Origin of the sequence: Actinotalea soli (assembly GCF_017565425.1) — a bacterium.
GTDB lineage: Bacteria > Actinomycetota > Actinomycetes > Actinomycetales > Cellulomonadaceae > Actinotalea > Actinotalea soli.
In genome coordinates this window covers 75538-98962 of sequence record NZ_JAGEMK010000005.1, presented here as the reverse complement: position 1 = coordinate 98962, position 23425 = coordinate 75538, and the positions used below count along the sequence as shown (strand labels likewise).

25 protein-coding genes are annotated in these 23425 nt (G+C 74.1%); 16 read left to right on the top strand and 9 right to left on the bottom strand.

Annotated elements, in window-relative coordinates; genetic code table 11:
• Positions 1-84 precede the first annotated feature (84 nt).
• The 3 genes from glmM (at position 85) to J4G33_RS10915 (ending at position 2852) form a co-directional block, all read left to right on the top strand.
• Positions 85-1434, top strand: coding sequence for a phosphoglucosamine mutase (glmM, locus tag J4G33_RS10925; RefSeq protein ID WP_208056006.1), 1350 nt, complete (start codon positions 85-87; stop codon positions 1432-1434).
• The gene (locus J4G33_RS10920; protein WP_208056005.1) at positions 1431-2063 is read left to right on the top strand and encodes a peptide deformylase; all 633 of its coding nucleotides are present in this window, start codon (positions 1431-1433) and stop codon (positions 2061-2063) included. The genes glmM and J4G33_RS10920 overlap by 4 nt, the downstream gene beginning before the upstream one ends.
• Positions 2064-2186: 123 nt before the next feature.
• Positions 2187-2852, top strand: coding sequence for a DedA family protein (locus J4G33_RS10915; protein WP_307793857.1), 666 nt, complete (start codon positions 2187-2189; stop codon positions 2850-2852).
• 85 nt (positions 2853-2937) lie between these two features.
• Here J4G33_RS10915 and coaA read toward each other — a convergent pair whose 3' ends face one another.
• Positions 2938-3888, bottom strand: a complete 951-nt coding sequence (coaA, locus tag J4G33_RS10910) for a type I pantothenate kinase (RefSeq protein WP_307793856.1) — start codon at positions 3886-3888, stop codon at positions 2938-2940.
• 88 nt (positions 3889-3976) lie between these two features.
• Between coaA and glmS the strand changes: the two genes are divergently transcribed.
• On the top strand, positions 3977-5842 hold the full coding sequence (glmS, locus tag J4G33_RS10905; protein WP_208056003.1) for a glutamine--fructose-6-phosphate transaminase (isomerizing): 1866 nt from the start codon (positions 3977-3979) through the stop codon (positions 5840-5842).
• A 4-nt stretch (positions 5843-5846) separates the two neighbouring features.
• Complete coding sequence (locus tag J4G33_RS10900; RefSeq protein ID WP_208056002.1) at positions 5847-6206, top strand: holo-ACP synthase; 360 nt, start codon at positions 5847-5849, stop codon at positions 6204-6206.
• 10 nt (positions 6207-6216) lie between these two features.
• Here the strand turns inward: J4G33_RS10900 and J4G33_RS10895 are convergent, their stop codons facing one another.
• Positions 6217-7206, bottom strand: coding sequence for an LLM class F420-dependent oxidoreductase (locus J4G33_RS10895; RefSeq protein WP_208056001.1), 990 nt, complete (start codon positions 7204-7206; stop codon positions 6217-6219).
• A gap of 140 nt (positions 7207-7346) precedes the next feature.
• Here J4G33_RS10895 and J4G33_RS10890 point away from each other — a divergent pair, with 140 nt between their 5' ends.
• The 7 genes from J4G33_RS10890 to tsaD are packed head-to-tail and all read left to right on the top strand — an operon-like array spanning position 7347 to position 13698.
• Entirely contained in the window at positions 7347-8996 is a 1650-nt protein-coding gene (locus tag J4G33_RS10890; protein WP_208056000.1) for a bifunctional ADP-dependent NAD(P)H-hydrate dehydratase/NAD(P)H-hydrate epimerase, read from the top strand.
• The gene (locus J4G33_RS10885) at positions 8986-9615 is read left to right on the top strand and encodes a nucleoside/nucleotide kinase family protein (protein WP_307793855.1); all 630 of its coding nucleotides are present in this window, start codon (positions 8986-8988) and stop codon (positions 9613-9615) included. The genes J4G33_RS10890 and J4G33_RS10885 overlap by 11 nt, the downstream gene beginning before the upstream one ends.
• A gap of 49 nt (positions 9616-9664) precedes the next feature.
• On the top strand, positions 9665-10825 hold the full coding sequence (gene alr, locus J4G33_RS10880) for an alanine racemase (RefSeq protein ID WP_208055998.1): 1161 nt from the start codon (positions 9665-9667) through the stop codon (positions 10823-10825).
• On the top strand, positions 10822-11334 hold the full coding sequence (gene tsaE, locus J4G33_RS10875; RefSeq protein WP_208055997.1) for a tRNA (adenosine(37)-N6)-threonylcarbamoyltransferase complex ATPase subunit type 1 TsaE: 513 nt from the start codon (positions 10822-10824) through the stop codon (positions 11332-11334). Before alr ends, tsaE begins: the two co-directional genes overlap by 4 nt.
• A 4-nt stretch (positions 11335-11338) precedes the next feature.
• Positions 11339-12061 (top strand): tRNA (adenosine(37)-N6)-threonylcarbamoyltransferase complex dimerization subunit type 1 TsaB, encoded by a 723-nt coding sequence (gene tsaB, locus J4G33_RS10870; protein WP_208055996.1) that lies wholly within the window; start codon positions 11339-11341, stop codon positions 12059-12061.
• Positions 12058-12630 carry a ribosomal protein S18-alanine N-acetyltransferase gene (gene rimI / locus J4G33_RS10865; protein WP_208055995.1) on the top strand — a complete coding sequence of 191 codons (573 nt, stop codon included), beginning with the start codon at positions 12058-12060 and terminating at the stop codon, positions 12628-12630. The genes tsaB and rimI overlap by 4 nt, the downstream gene beginning before the upstream one ends.
• A 9-nt stretch (positions 12631-12639) precedes the next feature.
• Positions 12640-13698: a tRNA (adenosine(37)-N6)-threonylcarbamoyltransferase complex transferase subunit TsaD gene (tsaD, locus tag J4G33_RS10860; RefSeq protein ID WP_208055994.1), complete on the top strand. Its 1059-nt coding sequence runs from the start codon at positions 12640-12642 to the stop codon at positions 13696-13698.
• A gap of 42 nt (positions 13699-13740) precedes the next feature.
• Here tsaD and J4G33_RS10855 read toward each other — a convergent pair whose 3' ends face one another.
• From J4G33_RS10855 to J4G33_RS10835, 5 genes are all read right to left on the bottom strand, one after another.
• Positions 13741-14178 (bottom strand): hypothetical protein, encoded by a 438-nt coding sequence (locus J4G33_RS10855; RefSeq protein ID WP_208055993.1) that lies wholly within the window; start codon positions 14176-14178, stop codon positions 13741-13743.
• A 103-nt stretch (positions 14179-14281) separates the two neighbouring features.
• The gene (locus J4G33_RS10850) at positions 14282-14824 is read right to left on the bottom strand and encodes a hypothetical protein (protein ID WP_208055992.1); all 543 of its coding nucleotides are present in this window, start codon (positions 14822-14824) and stop codon (positions 14282-14284) included.
• On the bottom strand, positions 14821-15201 hold the full coding sequence (locus J4G33_RS10845; RefSeq protein ID WP_208055991.1) for a PadR family transcriptional regulator: 381 nt from the start codon (positions 15199-15201) through the stop codon (positions 14821-14823). Before J4G33_RS10845 ends, J4G33_RS10850 begins: the two co-directional genes overlap by 4 nt.
• A 79-nt stretch (positions 15202-15280) precedes the next feature.
• Positions 15281-16417 carry a glutamate--cysteine ligase gene (locus tag J4G33_RS10840; RefSeq protein ID WP_208055990.1) on the bottom strand — a complete coding sequence of 379 codons (1137 nt, stop codon included), beginning with the start codon at positions 16415-16417 and terminating at the stop codon, positions 15281-15283.
• Entirely contained in the window at positions 16417-17604 is a 1188-nt protein-coding gene (locus J4G33_RS10835) for a class I SAM-dependent methyltransferase (protein ID WP_208055989.1), read from the bottom strand. Before J4G33_RS10835 ends, J4G33_RS10840 begins: the two co-directional genes overlap by 1 nt.
• 228 nt (positions 17605-17832) lie before the next feature.
• On the opposite strand from J4G33_RS10835, the gene groES reads away from it, so the two are divergent.
• The gene (gene groES / locus J4G33_RS10830) at positions 17833-18129 is read left to right on the top strand and encodes a co-chaperone GroES (RefSeq protein ID WP_208055988.1); all 297 of its coding nucleotides are present in this window, start codon (positions 17833-17835) and stop codon (positions 18127-18129) included.
• 28 nt (positions 18130-18157) lie between these two features.
• Here groES and J4G33_RS10825 read toward each other — a convergent pair whose 3' ends face one another.
• Complete coding sequence (locus J4G33_RS10825) at positions 18158-19174, bottom strand: ion transporter (RefSeq protein ID WP_208055987.1); 1017 nt, start codon at positions 19172-19174, stop codon at positions 18158-18160.
• Positions 19175-19352: 178 nt separating this feature from the next.
• On the bottom strand, positions 19353-19643 hold the full coding sequence (locus tag J4G33_RS10820; RefSeq protein WP_208055986.1) for a WhiB family transcriptional regulator: 291 nt from the start codon (positions 19641-19643) through the stop codon (positions 19353-19355).
• 238 nt (positions 19644-19881) lie between these two features.
• Here J4G33_RS10820 and J4G33_RS10815 point away from each other — a divergent pair, with 238 nt between their 5' ends.
• The 3 genes from J4G33_RS10815 (at position 19882) to guaB (ending at position 23422) form a co-directional block, all read left to right on the top strand.
• Complete coding sequence (locus J4G33_RS10815) at positions 19882-20964, top strand: MerR family transcriptional regulator (protein ID WP_208055985.1); 1083 nt, start codon at positions 19882-19884, stop codon at positions 20962-20964.
• 201 nt (positions 20965-21165) lie between these two features.
• On the top strand, positions 21166-21837 hold the full coding sequence (locus J4G33_RS10810) for a LuxR C-terminal-related transcriptional regulator (RefSeq protein ID WP_208055984.1): 672 nt from the start codon (positions 21166-21168) through the stop codon (positions 21835-21837).
• A gap of 103 nt (positions 21838-21940) precedes the next feature.
• Positions 21941-23422 (top strand): IMP dehydrogenase, encoded by a 1482-nt coding sequence (gene guaB / locus J4G33_RS10805; protein ID WP_208056136.1) that lies wholly within the window; start codon positions 21941-21943, stop codon positions 23420-23422.
• Positions 23423-23425: the final 3 nt, after the last annotated feature.

Genomic DNA, 23425 nt, shown 5'->3' with positions numbered 1-23425 from the left:
TGGACACCATCGGGGCCGTCGGCATCTGTGCGCCCGCCAGGGGGCGGTGCAGGTGTAGGGCCGGGCACGACGAGGAGGTTGGCGATGGGGCGGTTGTTCGGAACCGACGGGGTGCGCGGGGTCGCGAACCGCGACGTGACGGCCGAGCTCGCGCTCGACCTCTCGGTCGCGGCTGCTCACGTGCTGGCAGCCTCGGGGGCCTTCGCGGGGCACCGGCCGCGAGCGGTGATCGGCCGTGACCCCCGCGCCTCGGGGGAGTTCCTGTCGGCCGCCGTGGCGGCAGGGCTGGCGAGCGCCGGGGTCGACGTGGTCAACCTGGGGGTCATCCCGACCCCAGGGGTCGCCCACCTGACCGGCACGCGCGAGGTCGACCTGGGCGTCATGCTCTCGGCCTCGCACAACCCCATGCCCGACAACGGCATCAAGTTCTTCGCCCGAGGTGGCCACAAGCTCCCCGACGACGTCGAGGACGCGATCGAGGCCCGCATGCGCGAGCCCTGGGAGCGGCCGACGGGGGCCGCCGTCGGCCGCATCACCCAGGACGTGGGCGCGGCGGGCGAGCAGTACGTCGAGCACCTCGTCTCGACGATCCCGGCCGGCCTCGACGCGCTGCGGATCGTCATCGACGCCGCCAACGGTGCCGCGAGCGAGGTCGCCCCGGCGGCCCTGCGCGCCGCCGGTGCGGACGTCGTGGTGATCAACGCCTCGCCCGACGGGCGCAACATCAACGAGAAGTGCGGCTCGACCCACCCCGAGCAGCTCCAGGCGGCGGTGGTCGCCGCCCAGGCCCACCTCGGTGTCGCGCTGGACGGGGACGCAGACCGCTGCCTCGCGGTCGACGGGGAGGGCCACCTCGTCGACGGCGACCAGATCATGGGCATCCTCGCGGTCGCGCTGCGTGAGCGGGGAGAGCTCGCCCACGACACGCTGGTGACCACGGTGATGAGCAACCTGGGCCTCCAGCTCGCGATGGCGGACGCGGGGGTGCGGACCGTGCAGACCGGGGTCGGGGACCGGTACGTGCTCGAGGAGATGCGCTCGGGAGGCTTCACCCTGGGCGGCGAGCAGTCCGGTCACCTCATCCTCGCGCGTCACTCGACCACGGGTGACGGGACCCTCACGGCCCTGCAGCTCGCCTCTCGGGTGGCTGCGACGGGACGTTCCCTCGCCGACCTCGCCGCCCAGGTGCCGCGCCTGCCCCAGGTGCTCGTGAACGTCTCCGGGGTGGACCGGACGCGTGCCGGCGCGGACGAGGGGGTCCTCGCGGCTGTTGCCGCCGCCGAGGCCGAGCTCGGCCGCGAGGGGCGTGTGCTGCTCCGCCCGTCGGGCACCGAGCCGGTCGTGCGGGTCATGGTCGAGGCCGCCGAGCAGGAGGTCGCCGACCGCATGGCCGGGCGGCTCGCCGAGGTCGTCCAGGCCCGCCTCGCCCTGTGAGCGCGCACCGCGCCCTGCTGGACCAGGTGGACGCCCTGCTCGAGGTCGACGGTCCGCTCCCGATCGTCCAGGCGGGGGATCCCGTCCTGCGGCGTCCGGCCGCCCGGTACGACGGCCAGCTCGACGACGCGCGGCTGTCCTTCCTCCTCGCCGCCATGCGGCGCACGATGCGCGAGGCGCCCGGCGTCGGCCTCGCCGCCCCGCAGGTGGGGCTGAGCCTCGCCGTCGCCGTGCTCGAGGACGGCTGGCCGGTCGACGACGAGCACGCCCGGGCCCGGGAGCGCGAGCCGCTGCCGTTCCGTGTGCTGGTCAACCCGGCCTACACCCCGCACGGCACCGAGAGGGTCGCCTTCTACGAGGGCTGCCTGAGCGTGCACGGGTGGCAGGCCGTGACCTCGCGCTGGCGCACGGTCCACCTGACCGGCAGCGACGAGCACGGCCACCCCCTGGACGAGCTGGTGCACGGGTGGCCCGCGCGGATCGTGCAGCACGAGACCGACCACCTCGGCGGCCGGCTCTACGTCGACCAGGCCGAGATGCGCTCCCTGACCGGGCCGGACCATGCGCTGCGCTGGGCCGACCCGACCCCTGAGCGCGCCGCCCAGGAGCTCGGCTTCCCGCTCGCCTGAGGTCGGCGGGCCCGGACTCAGGGTCGACTCGGGGGGATAACCCATACCGAACTGTCACCTTCTGGTCCTAGCGTGGACATCTGGGCCTGCCAGCATGGCCAGGCGTCGACACCCGGGAGGTGCGTGACCGTGCTCGAGGACTGGCTCGTGGCCCTGGCCGGGGCGCCCTGGGCCCTCGTCGTGCTCTACCTCCTCACCGTCGTCGACGGGATCTTCCCGCCCGTCCCGAGCGAGTCGGCGGTGATCGCCCTCGCGGCGCTCGCGGTCAGCACGGGGGAGCCCGCGCTCTGGCTCGTCGCTGCCGTCGCGGCGGCCGGGGCCTTCTCCGGGGACCTGCTGGCGTTCTCGATCGGCAGGCACATCCCGGTGCGACGCATGCGGCTGCTCGCCTCGCCCCGCGCCCAGCGCATGGTCGACCGGGCCGAGCGCGCCCTGGCGCACCGAGGTGCCGCGTTCATCCTCGCGGCCCGGTACGTCCCGGTGGGCCGGGTGGCGGTCAACCTGACCGCCGGCTCGGTCGGCTACCCGCGGCGGCGGTTCACGGGGCTGGCCGCCCTCGCGGGGATCTCGTGGTCGGTGTACTCGGTGCTGCTGGGCGTGGGCGCAGGGGTCTGGTTCGCGGACCACCCGGTGCTTGCGGTGGTGGTCGGCGTGCTGGGTGGCCTGCTGCTCGGGCTGGTGCTCGATGCGCTGCTGCGGCGTCTGGTGCGAGGCCGGGGGCCACGCACCGCGGCCGACGCCGTCCCCGGGACGCCGCCGCGCCCGCTCCACGAGTCCAGCCGCGTCTAGAGGGCCCGTCTCACGGGGGCGGCGGACGGGTCCGCGCGGACGGGCCGGCGCGGACACACCGGGGCGGACAGGCCCGCGGACGGGCCTAGAGCTTGCGCAGCCGCACCCGCTCGACGGCGTGGTCGGCCCCCTTGCGCAGGACCAGGGTCGCGCGGCCCCGGGTCGGCAGGATGTTCTGCTCGAGGTTGGGGGCGTTGATCGAGTCCCAGATCTCCTCGGCTCGGTCGATGGCCTGGTGGTCGTCCAGCTCCGCGAAGCGGTGGAAGTAGGACTCGGGCTGGGCGAAGGCCGTCGCCCGCAGGGAGAGGAACCGGTCGACGTACCACTGGCGCGCGTCAGAGGTCCGGGCGTCGACGTAGATCGAGAAGTCGAAGAAGTCGCTCACCGCGAGGCTCGAGCCGCCGACCGCGGTGGGACGGGCGGGCTGGAGCACGTTGAGCCCCTCGACGATCAGGACGTCGGGCCTGCGGATCACGACCTGCTCGTCGGGCACGATGTCGTAGGTCAGGTGCGAGTAGACCGGGGCACGGACCTCAGAGCGCCCGGCCTTCACCGCGGCGAGGAAGCGCAGCAGACCCCTCCGGTCGTAGGACTCGGGGAACCCCTTGCGGTGCATGATCCCGCGGCGGACCAGCTCGGCGTTGGGGTGCAGGAACCCGTCGGTGGTGATCAGGGCGACCCGAGGGGTCTCGGGCCAGCGAGCCAGCAGCTCGCGCAGCACCCGGGCCGTGGTCGACTTGCCCACGGCGACCGACCCCGCGACCCCGATGACGTACGGGGTCCGCGCCGCGGCCTCGCCGAGGAAGGTCGAGGAGGCCGTGTGCAGGGCGCCCGTGGCGTTGGCGTACAGGTTGAGCAGCCGCGACAGGGGACGGTAGACGGCGTCGACCTCGGCCAGGTCGATCGGGTCGCCGAGGCCGCGCAGGCGAGCGACGTCCGCCCCGGTCAGGGGCAGCGGGGTCGAGGAGGACAGCCGGCTCCAGGCCGCACGGTCGAGGTCCACGTACGGGGTCGACGGGGCGATGTCTGGGGCCACCCGAGCAGTCTGCCGCCTGGGACGCCCCCTCCGCGAACCTGGCGCAGCTGGCCACGGACCTGCCCCGGGGCGCACTAGACTCCCGCCCATGTGCGGAATCGTGGGGTACGTCGGTGCCCAGCAGCCGAGCGGACGTCCGCTCGAGGTGGCCATGGGCGGGCTCGCCCGGCTCGAGTACCGGGGCTACGACTCGGCGGGGGTCGCGGTCGTCACGTTGGGAGGTGCTGACCTCGCGACGGCCAAGAAGGCCGGCAAGCTGGCCAACCTCACAGCCCTCCTCGAGGCGGAGCCCCTGCCGGAGGGGACCGCCTCGATCGGTCACACCCGGTGGGCCACCCACGGTGCCCCGAACGACGTCAACGCCCACCCGCACCTGTCGGAGGACGGCCGTCTCGCTGTCATCCACAACGGGATCGTCGAGAACTTCGTCCAGCTCCGCGCCGAGCTCGAGGGCGCTGGGGTCGTCCTGGTCTCGGAGACCGACACCGAGGTGGTCGCCCACCTGGTCGGCGCGGCGTACCGCGCCACCGGCGACCTCACCGAGTCGCTGCGCACCGTGGCCCAGCGGCTCGAGGGCACCTTCACCCTCCTGGCGGTGCACGCCGACGTGCCGGACACCGTCGTCGGGGCCCGGCACGACTCCCCCCTCGTCGTCGGCCTGGGGGAGGGGGAGAACTTCCTCGGTTCGGACGTCGCCGCCTTCATCGCCCACACCCGCGAGGCGATGGAGCTCGGCCAGGACCAGGTCGTGACCCTCACGCCCGGCAGCGTGAGCGTGATCGGCTTCGACGGCGTCGTGGTCGAGCCTCGTCGGTTCACGGTCGACTGGGATGCCGCCGCCGCCGAGAAGGGTGGCTTCGCCTCCTTCATGGACAAGGAGATCCACGACCAGCCCCAAGCGGTCGCGGACACCCTCCTGGGGCGCACGGACCTCGAGGGTCGCCTGGTCCTGGACGACCTTCGCGTCGACGAGGCCGTGCTGCGCCAGGTCGACAAGATCATCGTGGTCGCCTGCGGGACGGCCGCCTACGCGGGCCAGGTCGCGAAGTACGCGATCGAGCACTGGTGCCGGATCCCGGTCGAGGTCGAGCTCGCCCACGAGTTCCGCTACCGGGACCCGGTCGTCGACGCCAAGACCCTCGTCGTCGCGGTCTCGCAGTCCGGGGAGACCATGGACACCCTCATGGCCGTGCGGCACGCGCGCGAGCAGGGGGCGACCGTCCTGGCGATCGTGAACACCCACGGGTCGACGATCCCGCGCGAGTCCGACGCGGTGCTGTACACCCACGCGGGGCCGGAGGTCGCGGTCGCCTCGACCAAGGCGTTCCTCGCGCAGATCACCGCGAGCTACCTGCTGGGCCTGTACCTCGCCCAGCTCCGCGGCACCAAGTTCCCCGACGAGATCGCCGAGTCCTTCGCCGCGCTGCGCGCCATCCCGGAGAAGATCCAGCAGGTCCTCGACGCAGCCGAGCAGGTCCGGGAGACCGCCCGCTCGATGGCCGAGGCGACCTCGGTGCTCTTCCTCGGTCGTCACGTCGGCTTCCCGGTGGCGATGGAGGGCGCACTCAAGCTCAAGGAGCTCGCCTACATCCACGCCGAGGGGTTCGCGGCGGGGGAGCTCAAGCACGGGCCCATCGCGCTCATCGAGGAGGGCCAGCCGGTCTTCGTCGTCGTGCCCTCCCCCCGGGGTAGGCACTCGCTGCACAGCAAGGTGATCTCCAACATCCAGGAGATCCGTGCCCGCGGTGCCCGCACCCTCGTCATCGCCGAGGAGGGGGACGAGGCCGTGCTGCCCTTCGCGGACGAGGTCTTCTTCGTCCCGCAGACCCCGGTGCTGCTCGCCCCGCTGGTCTCGGTGGTGCCCCTGCAGATCTTCGCCTGCGAGCTCGCGACGGCCAAGGGGCTCGACGTCGACCAGCCGCGGAACCTGGCGAAGTCCGTCACGGTCGAGTGAGCCGGTGATCGTCGGGGTCGGCATCGACGTGGTCGACGTCGCGCGCTTCCTCGCGACCCTCGACAGGGCGCCCCGGATGATCGAGAAGCTCTTCACCCCGGCAGAGCGGGACGTCCCGCCGACCTCCCTCGCGGCGCGGTTCGCCGCGAAGGAGGCGATGGCCAAGGCCCTCGGGGCGCCCGGCACCATGAGCTGGCACGACGCGACCGTGCTGCGGGTGGTCGGCGGACCGCCCGTGGTCGAGATCCGTGGCACGGTCGCTCGACGTGCTGCGGACCTCGGCATCGACCGGTTCCACATCTCGCTGTCCCACGACGCCGGGATCGCCTCGGCGGTCGTGGTGGCTGAGCGGGACCCCGCCTGAGCCGTCGGCCTCAGCCCTGCAGGGCCGGGACCACCTCGCGCTCGAAGAGCTCGATGCCCGAGCGGTCGTAGGCGGCCTCGGCGAAGTACGTGATCGCGTAGGTCATGCCCAGGCCGCGCAGCTCGGTGAGCTTCTCGACGATCTGCTCCGGGGTGCCGACCAGCGGACCCGTGCGGAACTGCTCGAGGGTCTCGTCGGCCTTGGCCGGGACCGAACGGCGGTAGTGCTCGCCGATCCAGGCCAGACGCTCGTCGACCTCGGCCTGGTCGCGGCCGATCACGACGTTGTAGTTGGCCGAGCGCGTGATCTCGTCCATGTCGCGACCCAGGTCGCGGCAGTGGCCCTCGAGGACCGAGGACTTGTGGGCGAATCCTTCGGGGGTGCCGTCGAAGTTGGTGTACCGGGCGTACTGCGCGGCGATCCGCAGGGTCTTGCGCTCCCCGCCCCCCGCGATCCAGAAGGGGATCCCACCCGGCTGAAGGGGCTGCGGGTGCACGCGGGCGCCGTCCACCTGGTAGTACCGGCCGTCCAGGGTCGCCTCACCCTTCTCCCAGGCCTGCTTCATGATCTCCACGCCTTCCTCGAGGGCGCGGAGTCGGTCCCCCGCGCTCGGGAAGCCGTAGCCGTAGGCGAGCCACTCGTGCTCGTACCAGCCGGCGCCGATGCCCATCTCGGTGCGCCCACCGCTCACCAGGTCGACGGTCGCCGCGACCTTGGCGAGGTAGGCGGGGTTGCGGTAGGCCATGCACGTGCACATCTGGCCGAGGCGCACCCGCGAGGTCGAGGCCGCGAAGGCCGCCATGAGGGTCCACGCCTCGTGGGTGGCCTCGAGGGTCGGCTCGGGCACGGTGTGGAAGTGGTCGTAGACCCAGATCGACTCCCACGCGGTGCCGGCGTCGGCGTGCTCGGCGAGGCCGTGCATGGTGGCCCACTGCTGGGCGGGGTCGATGCCGACGAGGTCCATCCGCCAGCCCTGCGGGATGAAGAGTCCGAAGCGCATGCCCGCACGCTACCGGCCGGCGCTGCCCGCCGCAGGGCGGCACGGGGTCAGCGGCGCCCAGGACTGCCCAGCACGGCCCCGGACGGCCGAGCACGGCCCAGCACGGCGCAGGACGGCGCGGGACGGGGCAGGATGGGGTGGTGATCGAGGCCTTCACCGCTGACCAGGTCCGCGCCGCCGAGGCCCCCCTGCTCGCCGTCGAGCGCGGCTTCGCCGGAGGGCTGATGCACCGCGCCGCGACGGCCCTCGCCCTGGCCGCGGTCCAGGAGCTGCGCACCCTGCGGGCGAGGCGCCCCGTCCGCCCCCTCAGAGCCGGGCGGCCCCGGGGGCAGGACGGCACCGGCAGCGGCACCGTGGTCGGCGCGACCGTGGTCGGTCTCGTGGGTCCGGGCAACAACGGCGGGGACACCCTGCACGCCCTGGCCCTGCTCGCGGCCCGGGGGGTGGGCGTCACGGCCGTCCTGACCTCGGCCTCGGTCCACGAGGCCGGGCTGGCCGCGGTCCGCGCGGCCGGCGGTCGGCTCCTGACCCTGGACCCCGGGGCCCCGGGCGACCGCACCTGGGCCGGTGAGGCCCTGGCCCAGGCCTTCGCGGCCGACGTCGTCCTGGACGGCCTGCTCGGCATCGGGGGCCGGGGCGGGCTGCGGGGTGCGGCCGCCGAGCTGGTGGGGGGGCTCGACGAGCTCTGCCGCGACGTCGACCCGCAGGGCCAGGGCCCGGGCACCGACGCCGGCCGGCCCAGGGTCATCGCGGTCGACGTCCCGAGCGGCATCGGCGTCGAGGACGGCGGTCTGCCGGGACCCGTGCTGCGGGCTGACCGGACCGTGTGCTTCGGGGCCGTCAAGGCCGGGTTGCTGCTGCCCCCGGCCACCGCCCTGGTCGGTCGGCTCGAGGTGGTCGACCTCGGCCTGGAGCCCGTGCTCGCGGACCAGGTGAGCCGTGGTCCGGTCCAGCGGCTCGAGGTCGGGGACGTGCGCCGGCTCTGGCCCGTGCCGCGGGGGTCGGACCACAAGTACAGCCGCGGCGTGGTCGGTGTGGTCGCCGGCACCTCGGCCTACCCGGGGGCCGCTGTCCTCACGGTGGCCGGAGCCCAGGGCGCGGGCTGCGGGATGGTGCGCCACGTGGGGCCCGAGGCAGTGACCACGGCCGTGGTGGCGGCCCATCCTGAGGTCGTCGCCTCCTCGACGGCCGAGGTCCACGTCCAGGCCTGGGTGCTGGGCCCCGGGCTGTCCGCCGAGGACGAGCAGTCGGGGCGGGCCCGGGTCGCCCTGGCCCAGGCCCTGGTGCAGCGGCTCCCGGTGGTGGTCGACGCCGGAGGGCTCTCCCTGCTGCCCGAGCAGCTCGATCCGCTCGTGGTGCTGACCCCGCACGCCGGCGAGCTCGCAGCCCTCCTGGTGGCGCGCGGGGTCGCAGTCGCCAGGGAGCAGGTCGAGGCCGAGCCGGTCCGGTGGGCCGCCGAGGTCCATCGCCGCACCGGGGCGACGGTGCTCCTCAAGGGCGCGACCACCGTCGTCGTCGGTGCCTCGGGGGTCCTGAGCCAGGCCGAGGCCCCGGCCTGGCTCGCGACAGCGGGAGCCGGTGACGTCCTCGCCGGGACCCTCGGTGCGCTGCTCGCCGGGCGGGCCGCGGACCTGGTGGACGAGCCCGCGCTGGTCGCCCGGTGCGCGGCTGCCGCGGCCCTCGTCCACGGCAGGGCTGCGGAGCGGGCGAGCGGGGGCGGGCCGGTGACCGCAGGTGCCGTGGCCGAGGCCCTGCCCGCGACCGTGGCGGCGGTCCTCGGTGGCCGCTGATCTCCTGGCGCTCGCGGCGGGGCTCGCGGTCCCGGGACGCCGTCGGCTGCTCGGGCTCGCCGGCCCGCCCGGGGTGGGCAAGTCGACCCTGGCGGCGCAGCTCGTGGCCGACCTCGACGGGCTGGCGGCCCTCGTGCCCATGGACGGCTTCCACCTGGCCCAGGCCGAGCTCGAACGGCTCGGTCGGGCCGGGCGCAAGGGTGCCCCGGACACCTTCGACGCCCCGGGGTTCGTGGCCCTCCTGGGGCGCCTGGCCGACCAGCGGCCCGGGCTCGGTGCGACGGGGGAGACGGTCTACGCCCCGCGCTTCGACAGGCACCGCGAGGAGCCCGTCGCGGGGGCGATCGCGGTCGAGGCGGAGGTGCCGCTCGTGGTCGTCGAGGGCAACTACCTGCTGCAGGACGAGGGGGCGTGGGCTCGCGTCGCCCCGCTGCTCGACGAGTGCTGGTACCTCGACCTGGACCCCGCCACGCGCCGCGAGCGCCTCGTGGCCCGGCACGTCGCCCACGGCCGCAGCCCCGAGGCGGCCCTCGCCTGGGTGCTCGGGACCGACGAGCCGAACGCCGAGCTGATCTCCCGGGGCCGCGGGCGCGCGACCCGTCACGTCCTGGTCCCGTGACCGTGGGGTGGCACCCGGGAGGGCGCCGCGGGATGGAAGACTGGGCGCCGTGACCTACCCCGCCCGCGCCGTCGTCGACCTCGACGCGATCAGCTCCAACGTGACCGCCCTCGCGGACCGTGCCGGTCCGGCCGCGGTGATGGCCGTGGTCAAGGCCGACGCCTACGGGCACGGGCTGGTGCCGAGCGCCCGGGCGGCCCTGGCCGGTGGCGCGACCTGGCTCGGCGCGGCCCAGGTCGACGAGGCCCTCGCCCTGCGGGCTGCGGGGATCGGGGCGCCGCTCCTGACCTGGCTCTACGCCCCCGGGGCTGCCCTCGACCAGGCTCTCCTGGCGGGGATCGACGTCTCGGTCTCGGCCGCGTGGGCCCTCGACGAGCTGCTCGCCGCGGTACGCAGCACCGGCCGCACCGCTCGCGTGCACATCAAGGTCGACACCGGGCTGGGCCGCAACGGCGTCATGCCCGACGAGCTCGACGCCCTGCTCGGCACGGCCCTGCGGGCTCAGGCCGAGGGAGCGTGCGCGGTGGTCGGGATCTGGTCGCACTTCGCCTGGGCCGACGCCCCGGACCACCCGACCGTCCTCGCGCAGGCGGAGGTCTTCGCCGAGGCGGTGGCCCTCGCCGAGCGCCGGGGCGCGCAGCTCGAGGTGCGCCACCTCGCCAACTCGGCAGCGACCCTGACCAACCCGTCCGTGCACTACGACCTCGTCCGCCCGGGGCTGGCGGTCTTCGGCCTCTCCCCGGTGCCTGAGCTCGGTACCTCCGCCGACTACGGGCTGACCCCGGCGATGCGGCTCGAGGCCGAGCTCGCCCTGGTGAAGCAGGTGCCTGCCGGGCACGGGGTCTCCTACGGCCACGAGCACGTGACGAGCGGGCCCACGACCCTCGGGCTCGTGCCGATCGGGTACGCCGACGGCATCCCTCGGCACGCCTCGGGCACGGCCGAACGCCGAGGGGCGCCCGTGCAGGTCTCGGGGCGGCGTCTCGGGATCGCCGGCCGGGTGTGCATGGACCAGTTCGTCCTCGACCTGGGGCCCGGCGCCACCGAGCAGGCGGGGCAGACCGTCGAGCTCTTCGGCACCGGGGCCGACGGCGGCCCGACCGCGCAGGACTGGGCCGAGGTGGTGGGCACGATCTCCTACGAGGTGGTCACCCGGGTCGGCACCCGCCTGCCCCGGGTCCATGTCGGCTCGGCAGGGGTGGCAGGGTGAGCGCCGTGCACGAGGTCGAGCTGCCCGACGCCGCCTCGGCCCGGGCCTGGGGTCGGAGCCTGGCGACCGTCCTGGCCGCGGGTGACCTGGTGGTGCTGACCGGACCCCTGGGGGCGGGGAAGACGACCCTGACCCAGGGGATCGGGGAAGGGCTCGAGGTGCGCGGGCAGGTGGCCTCGCCGACCTTCGTCATCGCGCGCGTGCACCCCTCGCAGGTCGGCGGCCCCGCCCTCGTCCACGTCGACGCCTACCGGCTGGGCTCCCTCGAGGAGCTCGACGCCCTCGACCTCGACACCAGCCTCGAGGACTCGGTGACCGTCGTCGAGTGGGGGGAAGGGCTGGCCGAGGTGCTCGCCGAGGACCGGCTCGAGCTGGTCATCGACCGGCCCCACGGTGGCGCCGGGCTCTCCGAGGAGGACCTCGCGACCGCTGACGCCGGCACCCGCCGGGTCCGTGTCCGTGCCGTCGGCCCCCGGTGGGCCGACGTCGAGCTCCCGACGGGAGGATGAGACCGTGCCGCTGCTCGCCCTGGACACCTCGGCCGACATCTGCGTGAGCCTGGTCGCCGACCCGCGGCCCGGCCCGTGGCTCGCCTCGACCCTCGGGACCCTCGCCTCACGTCGGGTCGTCGAGCAGCGTCGGCACGCCGAGCTCCTCGCGCCGATGATCGAGGAGGTGCTGGGCGAGGCGGAGGTCGACCGGCGCGACCTCACCGCCGTGGTGGTCGGCACCGGTCCCGCCCCCTTCACGGGGCTGCGCGCGGGGCTGGTGACCGCGCGGACCCTCGCCCTCGCCCTCGGCGTGCCCGTGCACGGGGTGTGCAGCCTCGAGGCGGTCGCGGCCCAGGCCCTGACCGACCTGGACGCGGCCGCCGAGGTGCTCGTGGTGACCGACGCGCGACGGCGCGAGCTCTACGCGGCCCGGTACCGGCGTCGCGACCCGGCCACGCCCCGTGGTGAGCTGCCCGAGGTCGTGGCCCTCGACGGGCCGCTGGTCGACTCCGCGGTGGCCCTCCAGGAGCGCGGCGCGGCCCAGGGCGCGACGGTCGTCGGGGCGGGGGCGGCCCTGCACCCCGAGCACCTCGCGGGCGACCCCGAGGTCGTCGTGGACCCGGCCGTGCTGGCGGTCCTGGCGCTGCGTCGCGCCGAGCGTGGCGAGTCGATGCCCACCGAGCCCTTGTACCTGCGTCGCCCCGACGTCACGCCCTCGGCCGGGCGCAAGCGGGTCAGCGGATGACGCAGCGCCCCCCCGCCCCGGCGCTGCGCCTGCTGCTCCCGGCGGACGTCGCCGAGGTGGTGCGTCTCGAGCGCGAGCTGTTCGGCCCCTCGGCCTGGTCGGCGGCCATGGTGCGGGAGGAGCTCGACGGTCCGGGGCGCTGGTACGTGGGCCTCGACGCGGAGGGTCCCGGGGCGCCAGGGCCTGTCGGGGCCCGGCCCTCACCGGCCCTCGCGGCCTATGCCGGGCTCTGGTTCGACGGCGAGGTGGGTCAGGTGATGACCATCGGCGTCGCCCCGGCCCAGCAGGGGCGTGGCCTGGGTCGCCTCCTGCTGGACGCCCTCCTCGACCGGGCCCGGGAGCTCGGTGCCCGGGCGGTGCTGCTCGAGGTCCGGGTCGACAACGCCCCGGCGATCGGCCTGTACGAGCGGGCCGGCTTCCGCACGATCGGTCGCCGTCGGCGCTACTACCAGCCCGAGGACGTCGACGCCCTCACGATGGAGCTCGCGCTGCAGGCCGAGCCTGAGCAGCCGCCGGTCCCGTGGCGCGGCGTGGTCGAGGGGTCATCGACCCCCGGGCCTGGCGAATAGGCTGGTCCCATGCCTGACGCCTCCCTGGTCCTGGGGATCGAGACCTCGTGCGACGAGACCGGGGTCGCCCTGGCCCGCATCCACGACGACCGCACCGAGCTGCTGGTCGACGCCGTCGCGAGCTCGGTCGACGAGCACGCCCGGTTCGGCGGGATCATCCCCGAGATCGCCTCGCGGGCCCACCTCGAGGCCATGGTGCCCACCATCCAGCGCGCCCTGGGCGAGGCCGACGTCGACCTGGGGCAGGTCGGGGCCGTCGCCGTCACGGCAGGGCCCGGCCTCGTGGGGCCGCTCACCGTCGGGGCCGCGGCGGCGAAGGCGCTCGCGGTCGGCCTGGGGGTCCCCCTGCACGGGGTGAACCACGTGATCGGTCACGCCGCGGTGGACGAGATGGTCCACGGCCTCTTCCCCGAGCGGGTCATGGCGCTGGTCGTCTCGGGAGGGCACTCCTCGTTGCTGCTCGTGGACGACGTCGCGACCGACGTGACCGAGCTCGGCCACACCCTCGACGACGCCGCGGGGGAGGCCTTCGACAAGGTGGGCCGGCTGCTGGGTCTGCCCTACCCGGGCGGACCGCACATCGATCGCCTCGCGCGGGAGGGTGACCCCGGGGCGATCCGCTTCCCGCGGGGCCTCACGGCCGCCAAGGACCAGGCCCGGCACGCGGACGACTTCTCCTTCTCGGGGCTCAAGACGGCGGTCGCGCGCTGGGTCGAGGCCCGTCAGGACGCTGGGCAGGAGATCCCGCTCCACGACGTCGCCGCCTCGTTCGCGGCGGCCGTGGCCGACGTGCTCACCGCCAAGACCATCGCGGCCTGCCGCCGCCACGAGGTCGACACCCTGGTGATCGGTGGTGGGTTCTCGGCCAACTCCCAGCTCCGGGAGCTGGCGACCCGACGCTGCGCCGAGGCGGGGATCACGGTCCGCATCCCCCCGATCCGCTACTGCACGGACAACGGCGCGATGATCGCCGCGCTCGGGGCGGCGGTGGTCCGGCGAGGGCTGCCGGCCTCCCCCCTCGATCTCGCGGTCGACTCCTCGATGCCGCTCACCCAGGTCACGGTCTGACCCACGGGGCCCGCACCGGGTCGTCGGCGCGCCCCGGGCACCTCAGCCGAGCAGGCGCCACAGGCGCGAGCCGAGCACGAAGGCCACGGCTGCGGTCGCCCCGTGCAGCAGTGCCCCCTGCCAGCTCATGGAGGTCTGGACCGAGAGCTCGGTCGCGGTGTGCGTGAAGGTCGTCACGGCTCCGAGCGGGTGCGTGGTGAGGGTCCCGCCGCCCATGGCCTCGATCGCGTCGAGGGTTCCCATGGCGTAGGCACCCGCGAGGTACACCAGGGCGCCGAGGGCCAGGACGGCGGCTGCGGCCCCGGTGGCGTAGCGGGGCAGCCGACGGCCGAGCTCGGCCGTGTACCCCTCGGCGAGCACCCGGGGGTGCCCCAGGTCGGCGGTGGCCTGCCGCATCCCCACGTCGGCCGCGGCCGCGGTGAGCTCGGCGCGCAGCTCGCGCTTGATGCCCGTGAAGGCCTTGCTCGGGTAGTCCTGCATGGCCCAGCTGACCCGTGTCAGGTAGGCCTCGCGTCGGGCGCGGTCGGTCAGGCTGAGGCGCGGCGCGGCTTGGGGGCCGGGGCCGGGGCGGTCGGACTCGTCGTCATGGGTGCTCCTCGTGGGGTCGCGGGTGGAAGGTCGGGAGGGCTCGCCACGATCGCGAGCCGAGGGCGAAGGCGCCGGCGAGGACGGTCATGAGGAGCATCAGGCTCGGCCAGGAGAAGCTGCTCTCGAGGCCCATGCCGCCCGGCCCGCCGCGGGTGGTGAGCTCGACGGCGAGGAAGCTGAGCTCGGCCGTCCCGCCGCCCTGGACGCCGAGGGTGTCGATCGAGCCCAGGGCGTAGCTGAGCCACGACAACGCGATGGCGAACCCGACCAGCGCCGCGACCACGGCGCCGTCGAGAGGGCGCGGGCAGGGGCGGCCGAGCTCGGCGTAGTAGGCGTCGGCCAGGCCGCGGGGTGAGCCGAGCTGGGGCAGGGCGCGGCTGGGCCCGACGTCGGCGGTGGCTGCCTCGATCTCGGCGCGCAGCTCGTCATGGAGCGCCTTGCGCGCGGCCGAGGGGTACCCCTGCATGGCCATGTCGAAGCGCAGGAGGTACCACTCGCGCCGCACACGGTCCTGGCGTCGCTCGAGGGGTGTGGTCATGGCTGGTCCCTGGTCGTGTCGGTCGGAGGGGCTGCGGTCACCCGGGCCGCGGTCGGTGGCCGCTCGAGCACCTGCGTGACCGTGGCGCTCAGGGTGTGCCACCCGGCGACGGCGTTCTCGAGGTGGTCCTCGCCCGCGGCGGTGAGCAGGTAGTACTTCCGGGCGGGGCCGCTCGTCGAGGGCACGAGGCGTGAGGTGATGAGCCCTTCGCGCTCGAGCCGGGACAGGATCGGGTAGACGGTGCCGGCGGCGATGTCCTGGAGGCCTGCGGCCTGGAGCCGGGTCACGAGCTCGTAGCCGTAGGACTCCTGACGGGCGAGGATCCGCAGCACCAGCATGGGCAGCACGCCCTTGAGCAGCTGCGGATCCCGGGCCATGGATCGAGGCTATACCCGGTACTCGGCATTGCCAACTACCGGCGCCTGGTCCACCCGCACCGCCACGAGGGACCGGGAGCTAGAGAGGCCTGCCGGCGCGCATCTCGGCGACCAAGGAGGCGACGACGGCGTCGAGCTCGCCCCCGTTGCGTCGGGCTACGGCTCGCTGGCGCTGGTAGGAGGCGCCGCGGCGCAGGATCGTGCGCACCCCGTCGAGCTCGGCGGTGCACCCGAGCCTGGCGGCGGTCGGAGCGAGGTCGGTGAGCAGCCGCTCGACCGAGTCGGTCACGAGCTCCTCGCGCCCCGCCGCGTCGAGGATGACGATCGCGTCCATGCCGTAGCGGGCCGAGCGCCACTTGTTCTCCTGGGCGAACCACGGCTGCAGGGCGGGCAGCGGCTCGCCCTCGTCGATCATCGTCGAGAAGTGCTCGACCAGGCAGTGGATGAGGGCCGCGAAGGCAGCGACCTCGGCCATGTTGGACGCGCCGTCGCAGATCCTCATCTCGAGGGTGCCGAAGCGGGGGGAGGGGCGCAGGTCCCAGCGGATCTCGTCGAACTGGTCGATCACGCCGGTGTGGATCATGTCCGCCGTGTAGGACTCGAGCTGCTCCCAGGTGTCGAACTGGAAGGGCAGCCCCGCCGTCGGGAGCTGCTGGAACATCAGGGCGCGGTTCGAGGCGTAGCCGGTGTCCTTGCCACCCCAGAAGGGTGAGGAGGCCGAGAGGGACTGGAGCTGCGGGAAGCAGGTGAGCACGGCCCGCAGGATCGGCAGCACCTTGGCCTTGTCCTCGATGCCGACGTGCACGTGCACGCCGTAGATGAGCATCTGACGGCCCCACCACTGGGTGCGGTCGATGAGCGTCGCGTACCGAGCCTTGTCGGTGACCTTCTGCTGGGTCCAGCGGGCGAAGGGGTGGGTGCCGGCGCACATGAGCTCGACCCGGAGCGGGTCCGTCACGGCCCGCAGCTCGTCGATGCTGCGCTGGAGGTCCGCGGTGGCCTCGCCGACGGTGCGGCACACCCCCGTGACGATCTCGACAGTGTTGAGCAGCAGCTCCTGGCGGATCGTCGGGTGCTCGCCGCCCTGCGGGGGGGCCACGGCGTCGAGCACGGTCTGGGCGACCTGACGCAGGTCCCCCGAGTCGCTGTCCACGAGGGCGAGCTCCCACTCGATCCCGATCGTGGAGCGCTCCGAGCGGGCGAAGGGGATCTCCATCAGACCGGCTCCACCACGAGGACCTGCTGGCTCCCGGCGATCCGGGTCAGCACCACGGTCGCCTCGGCGTCCCCCCGCAGGTCGAGCTGCTTGCGCAGCTGCTCGGGCACGACGGCGGTGCCCCGCTTCTTGATCGTCAGCCGCCCGACGCCCCGCTCGCGCAGGGCCGTGCGCAACCGCTTGAGCCCGAAGGGCATCACGTCCAGCACGCGGTAGCTCGTGGCGAGGTCGCTCGTGGCGAGGGTGTCCGAGGTCACGTAGGCAATCGTGCGGTCCAGCAGCCGGCCCTGCACCTCCTGGGCGACCAGTGAGACGAGCCCGGACCGGATGACCGCGCCGTCAGGCTCGTGCAGGTAGGCGCCCACCGGACCCACCTCGGCCACCGGGAGCTCACCCTCGGGGGCGCGCAGCATCGTGGCTGCGGCTCCGCGCAGCACCAGGGCGCTGCGCCCCGGTCCGTCGGGGGCGAGGGGGCCGAACCACAGTCCGGCCTCGACCACCTCTCCGTCGACGCTGACCCACTGGGCCTCGGCGTCCTCGGGGACGGCCGCGTGGGGGATGGCCGGGCCGACCTTGACGCCCAGGGCGGGAGTGGTCTCGCGCAGGGCGAGCACGGTGTCGAGGGACGGGGTGTAGGCGGCGGGGTCGTGGCGCCGGCGCCCGCTCGCGCTGCGGCGGGCGGGGTCGGAGAAGACGCCGTCGATCCCCTCGGCGGCGAGGTCGAGGGCGAGGCCGTCCCCGTGGCGGACGACGGCCTCGGGGAAGTGGCGCAGGTTGACCGTGGCGATCGCTGCCGTCATCTCGTCGACCTCGACCGCCAGCACGGGCAGGCCCAGGGCCGACATCGCCATGGCGTCCCCGCCGATCCCGCAGGTGAGGTCGGCGACCCGGGTGCAGCCGGCGGCGGCGTAGCGGCGCGCGTGCCGGGCGCCGACGACCAGGCGGGTGGACTGCTCGAGGCCCGCCTGGGTGAAGAGCATGCCGTCCGCGAAGTCGTCGAACTTGTCCTTCGCCTTCGCGCGCAGGCGGGACTGGGTCAGGGCGGCCGAGACGAGGTCCGGGTTCACCCCGTCGCGGCGCAGCCGGTCGGAGAGGACCATCGCCCGGGACTCGTCGTAGGGCGGCAGCGCGCCGAGCAGAGCCCAGCCGTCAGGGCTCAGGAGCTGGGTCAGACCGGCGGCATCCACGCGGTCGATCCTCGCACGTGGCGGGGGATCGCGGCCGATCGCTGGCACTCGTGTTGACCGAGTGCTAACGGCAGCCTAGATTCAGTGCTGGCACTCCTCCTCGGAGGGTGCCAGCACTGACCGGTCACACGGTCGGGCTGGCCGGCACCCGCGACGACGGGCGGTCCAGGCCCTGTGACCGGCGCACGTCCACCATCCGTCACCACGATTGCGAAGGGGAGGTCCGCTGTGTCGGTCTCCATCAAGCCGCTCGAGGACCGGGTCGTCGTCCGTACGCTCGAGGCAGAGCAGACGACGGCATCCGGTCTGGTCATCCCGGACACAGCCAAGGAGAAGCCCCAGGAGGGCGAGGTCCTGGCTGTCGGTCCCGGTCGCGTCGACGACAACGGCAACCGTGTGCCGCTCGACGTCACCGTGGGTGACAAGGTCATCTACAGCAAGTACGGCGGCACCGAGGTCAAGTACGCCGGCGAGGAGTACCTCATCCTCTCGGCCCGCGACATCCTGGCGGTCGTCACCGCCTGAGGTCCCCTCGGGAGCCTGGGAGCCCCGGTCACCGGTTCACGCCGGGGGCCGGGGCTTCGTCGTTCCCGGGGGCCGCGTGGTCGGTGCGCACGGTCGGGCCGGTGGCGGGGGCCGCCGTCGGCTCGACCCGCGCACGGAGCAGGCGGAGGTCGTCCTCGAGCCTGGTGATGAGGGCGAGGGTCTCCGCGGCCGCGTCGTCCTGCGTGGCAGCAGGCCGCGGGAGGGCGGGCAGGGTCGCTGGGACGGCTGGTGCCGCGGGCGACACCGTCGCCGCAGCGGTCTCTGTGCCAGGCCCGTGCTCGGGGACTGGCTCCGGCCCCGTCGCGAGCTCCTGCATCGTCGAGACGATGATGCCGATGAACAGGTTGAGGATGGTGAAGGTCGCGATCATGATGAACGGGACGAAGAAGGCCCACGCGTAGGGGTGCACCTCCATCACGGGCCGGACGATGCCCATCGACCAGCTCTCGAGGGTCATGATCTGGAACAGCGAGTAGAGGCTCGCGCCGATCCCGCCGAACCACTGCGGGAAGGTCTCCCCGAAGAGCTGCGTGGCCAGGACGGACGCCGTGTAGAAGAAGATCGCCATGACGGCCGTGACGCCGAGCAGCCCGGGGATCGCGTGCAGGAAGGCCGCGACGACCTTGCGCAAGGACGGCACGACGGTCAGCAGGCGCAGCACCCGCAGCACGCGCAGGGATCGCAGGACCGCCCAGGGGCCCGCCCCCGGGACCAGGGCGATCCCGACGACGACGAAGTCGAAGACCCGCCACCCGCTGCGCCAGAAGGACGTCCCGTAGGCGAGCATCTTCAGGACGAGCTCGACCACGAACACCGCGAGGCAGAGCGTGTCGAGCAGGCGGACGGCTCCGCCGACCGAGGCCATGACCCTCGCGTCGGTCTCGAGGCCGAGCAGGACGGCGTTCACCAGGATCACGGCGACCACGAAGCGCTGCACGCGGCTCGACTCGACGTGCCCGGCCAGGGCGAGGCGCCAGCGCGGCAACCCGCGCCCCTCCAGGACCGCCAGGTCGTCGTTCGTCACGTGTGCTCCCGTCGTCCGCCCGTTGGCGGACAGAATCGTCCCATGGCGTGGCGGCCCGATCCACGTCCGGGGAGGGGTCTCGGCCGACGCACGACGAGGCCCCGTCCGGGATCGGACGGGGCCTGGTCGTCGGGGAGTCCGACGTGATCGCCCTGCGGAAGGGCTGAGAGGCCGGTGGTCAGCCGGCCTTGCGGAGACGCTCGGAGAGGACGGCGGCGCGCTCCTCCTCGGAGAGGCCGCCCCAGACGCCGTACGGCTCGCGGACCGTGAGCGACTGCTCACGGCACTCGTTGAGCACGGGGCAGGTCGCGCAGATCGCCTTGGCCGACTCGGCGCGGCGACGACGCGCCGAGCCTCGCTCGCCCTCGGGGTGGAAGAACAGGGTGGGGTCGGCGTCGCGGCACTTGCCCTCGTACTGCCACTCCCACAGGTCCATCACCGGTCCGGGCAGGCGCGAGATCTCCGTCATGGTTCCTCCAGGGTCATTCTGTGGATCGGCGGATCGCTCGGCGTGGGCCGGCGGGCCGTGCAGTACGACTAACTTAGAACCGCTTCAGAAGTTGGTCAAGCCCCTTGCTCGTAGTTCTTCGACCTGACGCGGTTGCTTGGTCGTCGAACACCAGCGATGTGGTTCATCGGCGTGCCTGGCCGGGTGGTTCCCCGAGGCTGAGTGGCGGAGCGCGTCAGGTGCTGGGCACAATCGCTTCATGGCCGCTGCAGCAGGACGTCACGAACCCTCGGGTGGCCCGGGCGGACCCCGGCCCGCCACCCCCACCCTCCCCACGAAGGGAACGGCCACGGACTCCTCAGCCCCAGGTCCCTCGCTCACGGTCGCGGCGGTCGCCCGGCGCCTGGGCGTCGCCCCCGCCACCCTGCGCACCTGGGACCGGCGCTACGGCCTCGGCCCGTCGCAGCACCTCGCCGGGTCGCACCGTCGGTACTCCTCCTCCGACGTGTCGCGGCTCCTGGTGATGCGTCGGCTCACCCTCGAGGGTGTGGCCCCGTCGGATGCGGCACGGACGGCGCTCGAGTCGCAGCCGACCGGCGTCGACGGCGCACCCGGGGCGTCCGGGGAGCCCCGGGCGGCGGCAGTCGTGGACGCCTTCGCCGACGCGGGCCCGATGGCCCCGGACCCTCCGGGCCTGGTCGCGGCAGCCGTGCACTTCGACAACGCGGCGGTGCGCTGGATGCTCGCCCGCGTGCACCCCGGCGACGTCGTCGCGTGGTGGACCCAGCTCGTCCAGCCGGCCCTCGACGCCCTCGAGGACGAGGTCGCCGTCGCGGGCCCCGGGGAGAGTGCGGGGCCGGCGCTCACCTCGGCCGCCTACGCCGAGCTGCGCAGCCGGGCGGCCGTCACGGCCTCCCGGACCCCGCTCGGCGCCGACGCCGCCGGGCCGACGATCCTGGCCGTCGGGTGCGTCCCCGGTGCCGAGCTCCTCGTCCATGTGCTGGCCACGGCCCTGCAGGAGCACGGCGTCCGCGCCCGCGTGCTGTCGGTGGGCCGCCCCGAGGCCGTCACCGAGGCGATCGCGCAGGTGCGGCCCGAGGCCGTCCTGCTGCACATCCACGCCGACGAGGACGGGACCACCGCCGGACCGAGCGTCGAGGCGGTGAGCGCGGCGGTCGAGGCCGGGGCCGGTCTCGCCACGCGGACCGGCTCGCGGTCCGAGATGCCGGTCTTCGTGCACCTCGAGGGTGCGGGACGGATCGCCCTCCCCGCGGGGGCCGACGTGCACCGGGTCCGGACCCTCACCGGCGCCCTCCACGAGATCCTCGCCGTCGTCCGCTGACCCCTCGGTGGTGGTGCGACGGACTGCCGGGCGGCGGCCGTGCCCTGCTGACGGGGTTCACCCGTCACAGGGGCTAACGTTCCGGGGCTCCCGAGCCGATGACTCTGGGGCACGGAGTTCTTCCGTGCCCGGGGCCCGTGGCCGCCCGCGACCCTGTCGCGGCGCAGCCCTCGCCCCGCCGGACCGACAGAGAGGGAGATCATGGCAGGGGTCGTCGTATGCCATGGGTCCTCCGCCGTCCGTGAGCGGATCGTCGCCGCCGCGCACGGCGTACCCACCCTCGGTCCCGCCCGGGGCGCCGCGACGGCCGAGGAGCTCCTCGCCCTCGCCCGCAAGAGCGCTCCGGCCCTCGTGCTGCTCGACTCCCACCTGCCCGGCGCCGGCCCGATCGAGGCCCTGCGTCGCCTGAGGACCCTCGGGGCCTCGGCAGTCGTCATCATGCTCGCCGTGCCCGGTGACGAGATCACCCTCGACCGGGCGATCGCCCTCGGCGCCCGGGGCTACCTCGCCCCCGACGTCGATCGTTCCGAGCTCGCGGCCGTCGCCGCACACAGCCTCTCGGGGACCGTCGTGCCCCGACAGGGCGGGCCCGTGGCCGCGCCCACCGGGTCGGCCGAGGGGCCGCGTGCGGAGGGCCTCGCGCCCGTCCTGCCGCTGCGCACCACCGCCCCGAACGGCCTCGAGCTGACCAAGCGCGAGCTCGAGGTGCTCACCGGCATGAGCAACGGCCGTTCCAACGCCCAGATCGGGGCCGACCTCTTCCTCAGCGAGGACACGGTCAAGACCCACGCGCGCCGGCTGTTCCGCAAGGTCGGTGCCGCGGACCGGGCCCAGGCCGTCGCCATCGGGCTCCGCACCGGCCTCATCCGCTGAGGGTGCGTGCCGGGGGGTGCCTCCCGGTGCGTACTATCGCGGGGTGAGCGCGTCCGAGCCCAGCCCATCCGCAGCCGAGCCCACCGCCGACGGCCCCTTCGGGATGATCGGCCTGACCTACGACGACGTCCTGCTCCTCCCCGGGGAGACCGACGTCGTGCCCAGCGAGGTCGACACGACCTCGCGCCTGACCCGAGGGATCTCCGTCGCGGTTCCGCTGGTCTCGGCGGCCATGGACACGGTGACCGAGGCACGCATGGCGATCGCGATGGCCCGTCAGGGTGGCGTCGGCGTCCTGCACCGCAACCTCTCGATCGCCGACCAGGCGCACCAGGTCGACCTGGTCAAGCGGTCGGAGTCGGGCATGGTCACCGACCCGGTGACCGTCAGCCCGGAGGCGACCCTGGCCGAGCTCGACGCGCTGTGCGGCAAGTACCGCGTCTCCGGGCTCCCCGTGGTCGACGAGCAGCGACGGCTCCTCGGCATCATCACCAACCGTGACCTGCGCTTCGTGCCGGGGGAGGACTTCGCGCGGCTCCGTGTGGACGAGGTCATGACCTCGCAGCCCCTCATCACCGCCCCGGTGGGTATCGCCCGTGAGGACGCCGCCGCGCTGCTCGCCCGCCACAAGGTCGAGAAGCTGCCCATCGTCGACGAGGCCGGCGTGCTGCAGGGCCTCATCACGGTCAAGGACTTCGTCAAGACCGAGCAGTACCCCTCGGCGACCAAGGACTCCGAGGGCCGCCTGGTCGTCGCCGCGGCCGTCGGGTTCTTCGGGGACGCGTGGGACCGGGTGCTGGCCCTCGTCGAGGCGGGGGTCGACGTCCTCGTGGTCGACACCGCCAACGGGCACGCACGCCTGATGCTCGACATGGTGCGCCGGATCAAGTCCGACCCCGCGACCCGCCACGTCCAGGTGATCGGCGGGAACATCGCGACCCGTGAGGGGGCCCAGGCCCTGGTCGACGCCGGCGTCGACGCCGTCAAGGTCGGCGTCGGACCCGGCTCGATCTGCACCACCCGCGTGGTCGCCGGGGTCGGCGTGCCGCAGGTGACCGCGATCCACGAGGCCGCCAAGGCGTGCAAGCCCGCAGGGGTCCCCGTGATCGGCGACGGCGGTCTGCAGTACTCGGGGGACATCGCCAAGGCCCTCGTGGCCGGGGCCGACACCGTGATGCTCGGCGGGCTGCTCGCCGGGTGCGACGAGAGCCCGGGGGACCTGGTCTTCGTCAACGGCAAGCAGTTCAAGCGCTACCGCGGCATGGCCTCGCTCGGCGCGATGCAGTCCCGGGGCGACCGTCGCTCCTACTCCAAGGACCGCTACTTCCAGGGCGACCTGTCCGACGACGAGATCATCACCGAGGGCATCGAGGGGCAGGTCCCGTACCGGGGTCCGCTCGGCGCGGTCGCCCACCAGCTCGTGGGCGGCCTGCACCAGTCGATGTTCTACGTGGGGGCCCGCACGATCCCCGAGCTGCAGCAGCGCGGGCGGTTCGTGCGGATCACCTCGGCCGGGCTCAAGGAGTCGCACCCGCACGACGTGCAGATGATCTCCGAGGCCCCGAACTACTCCTCGTCCCGATGAGCG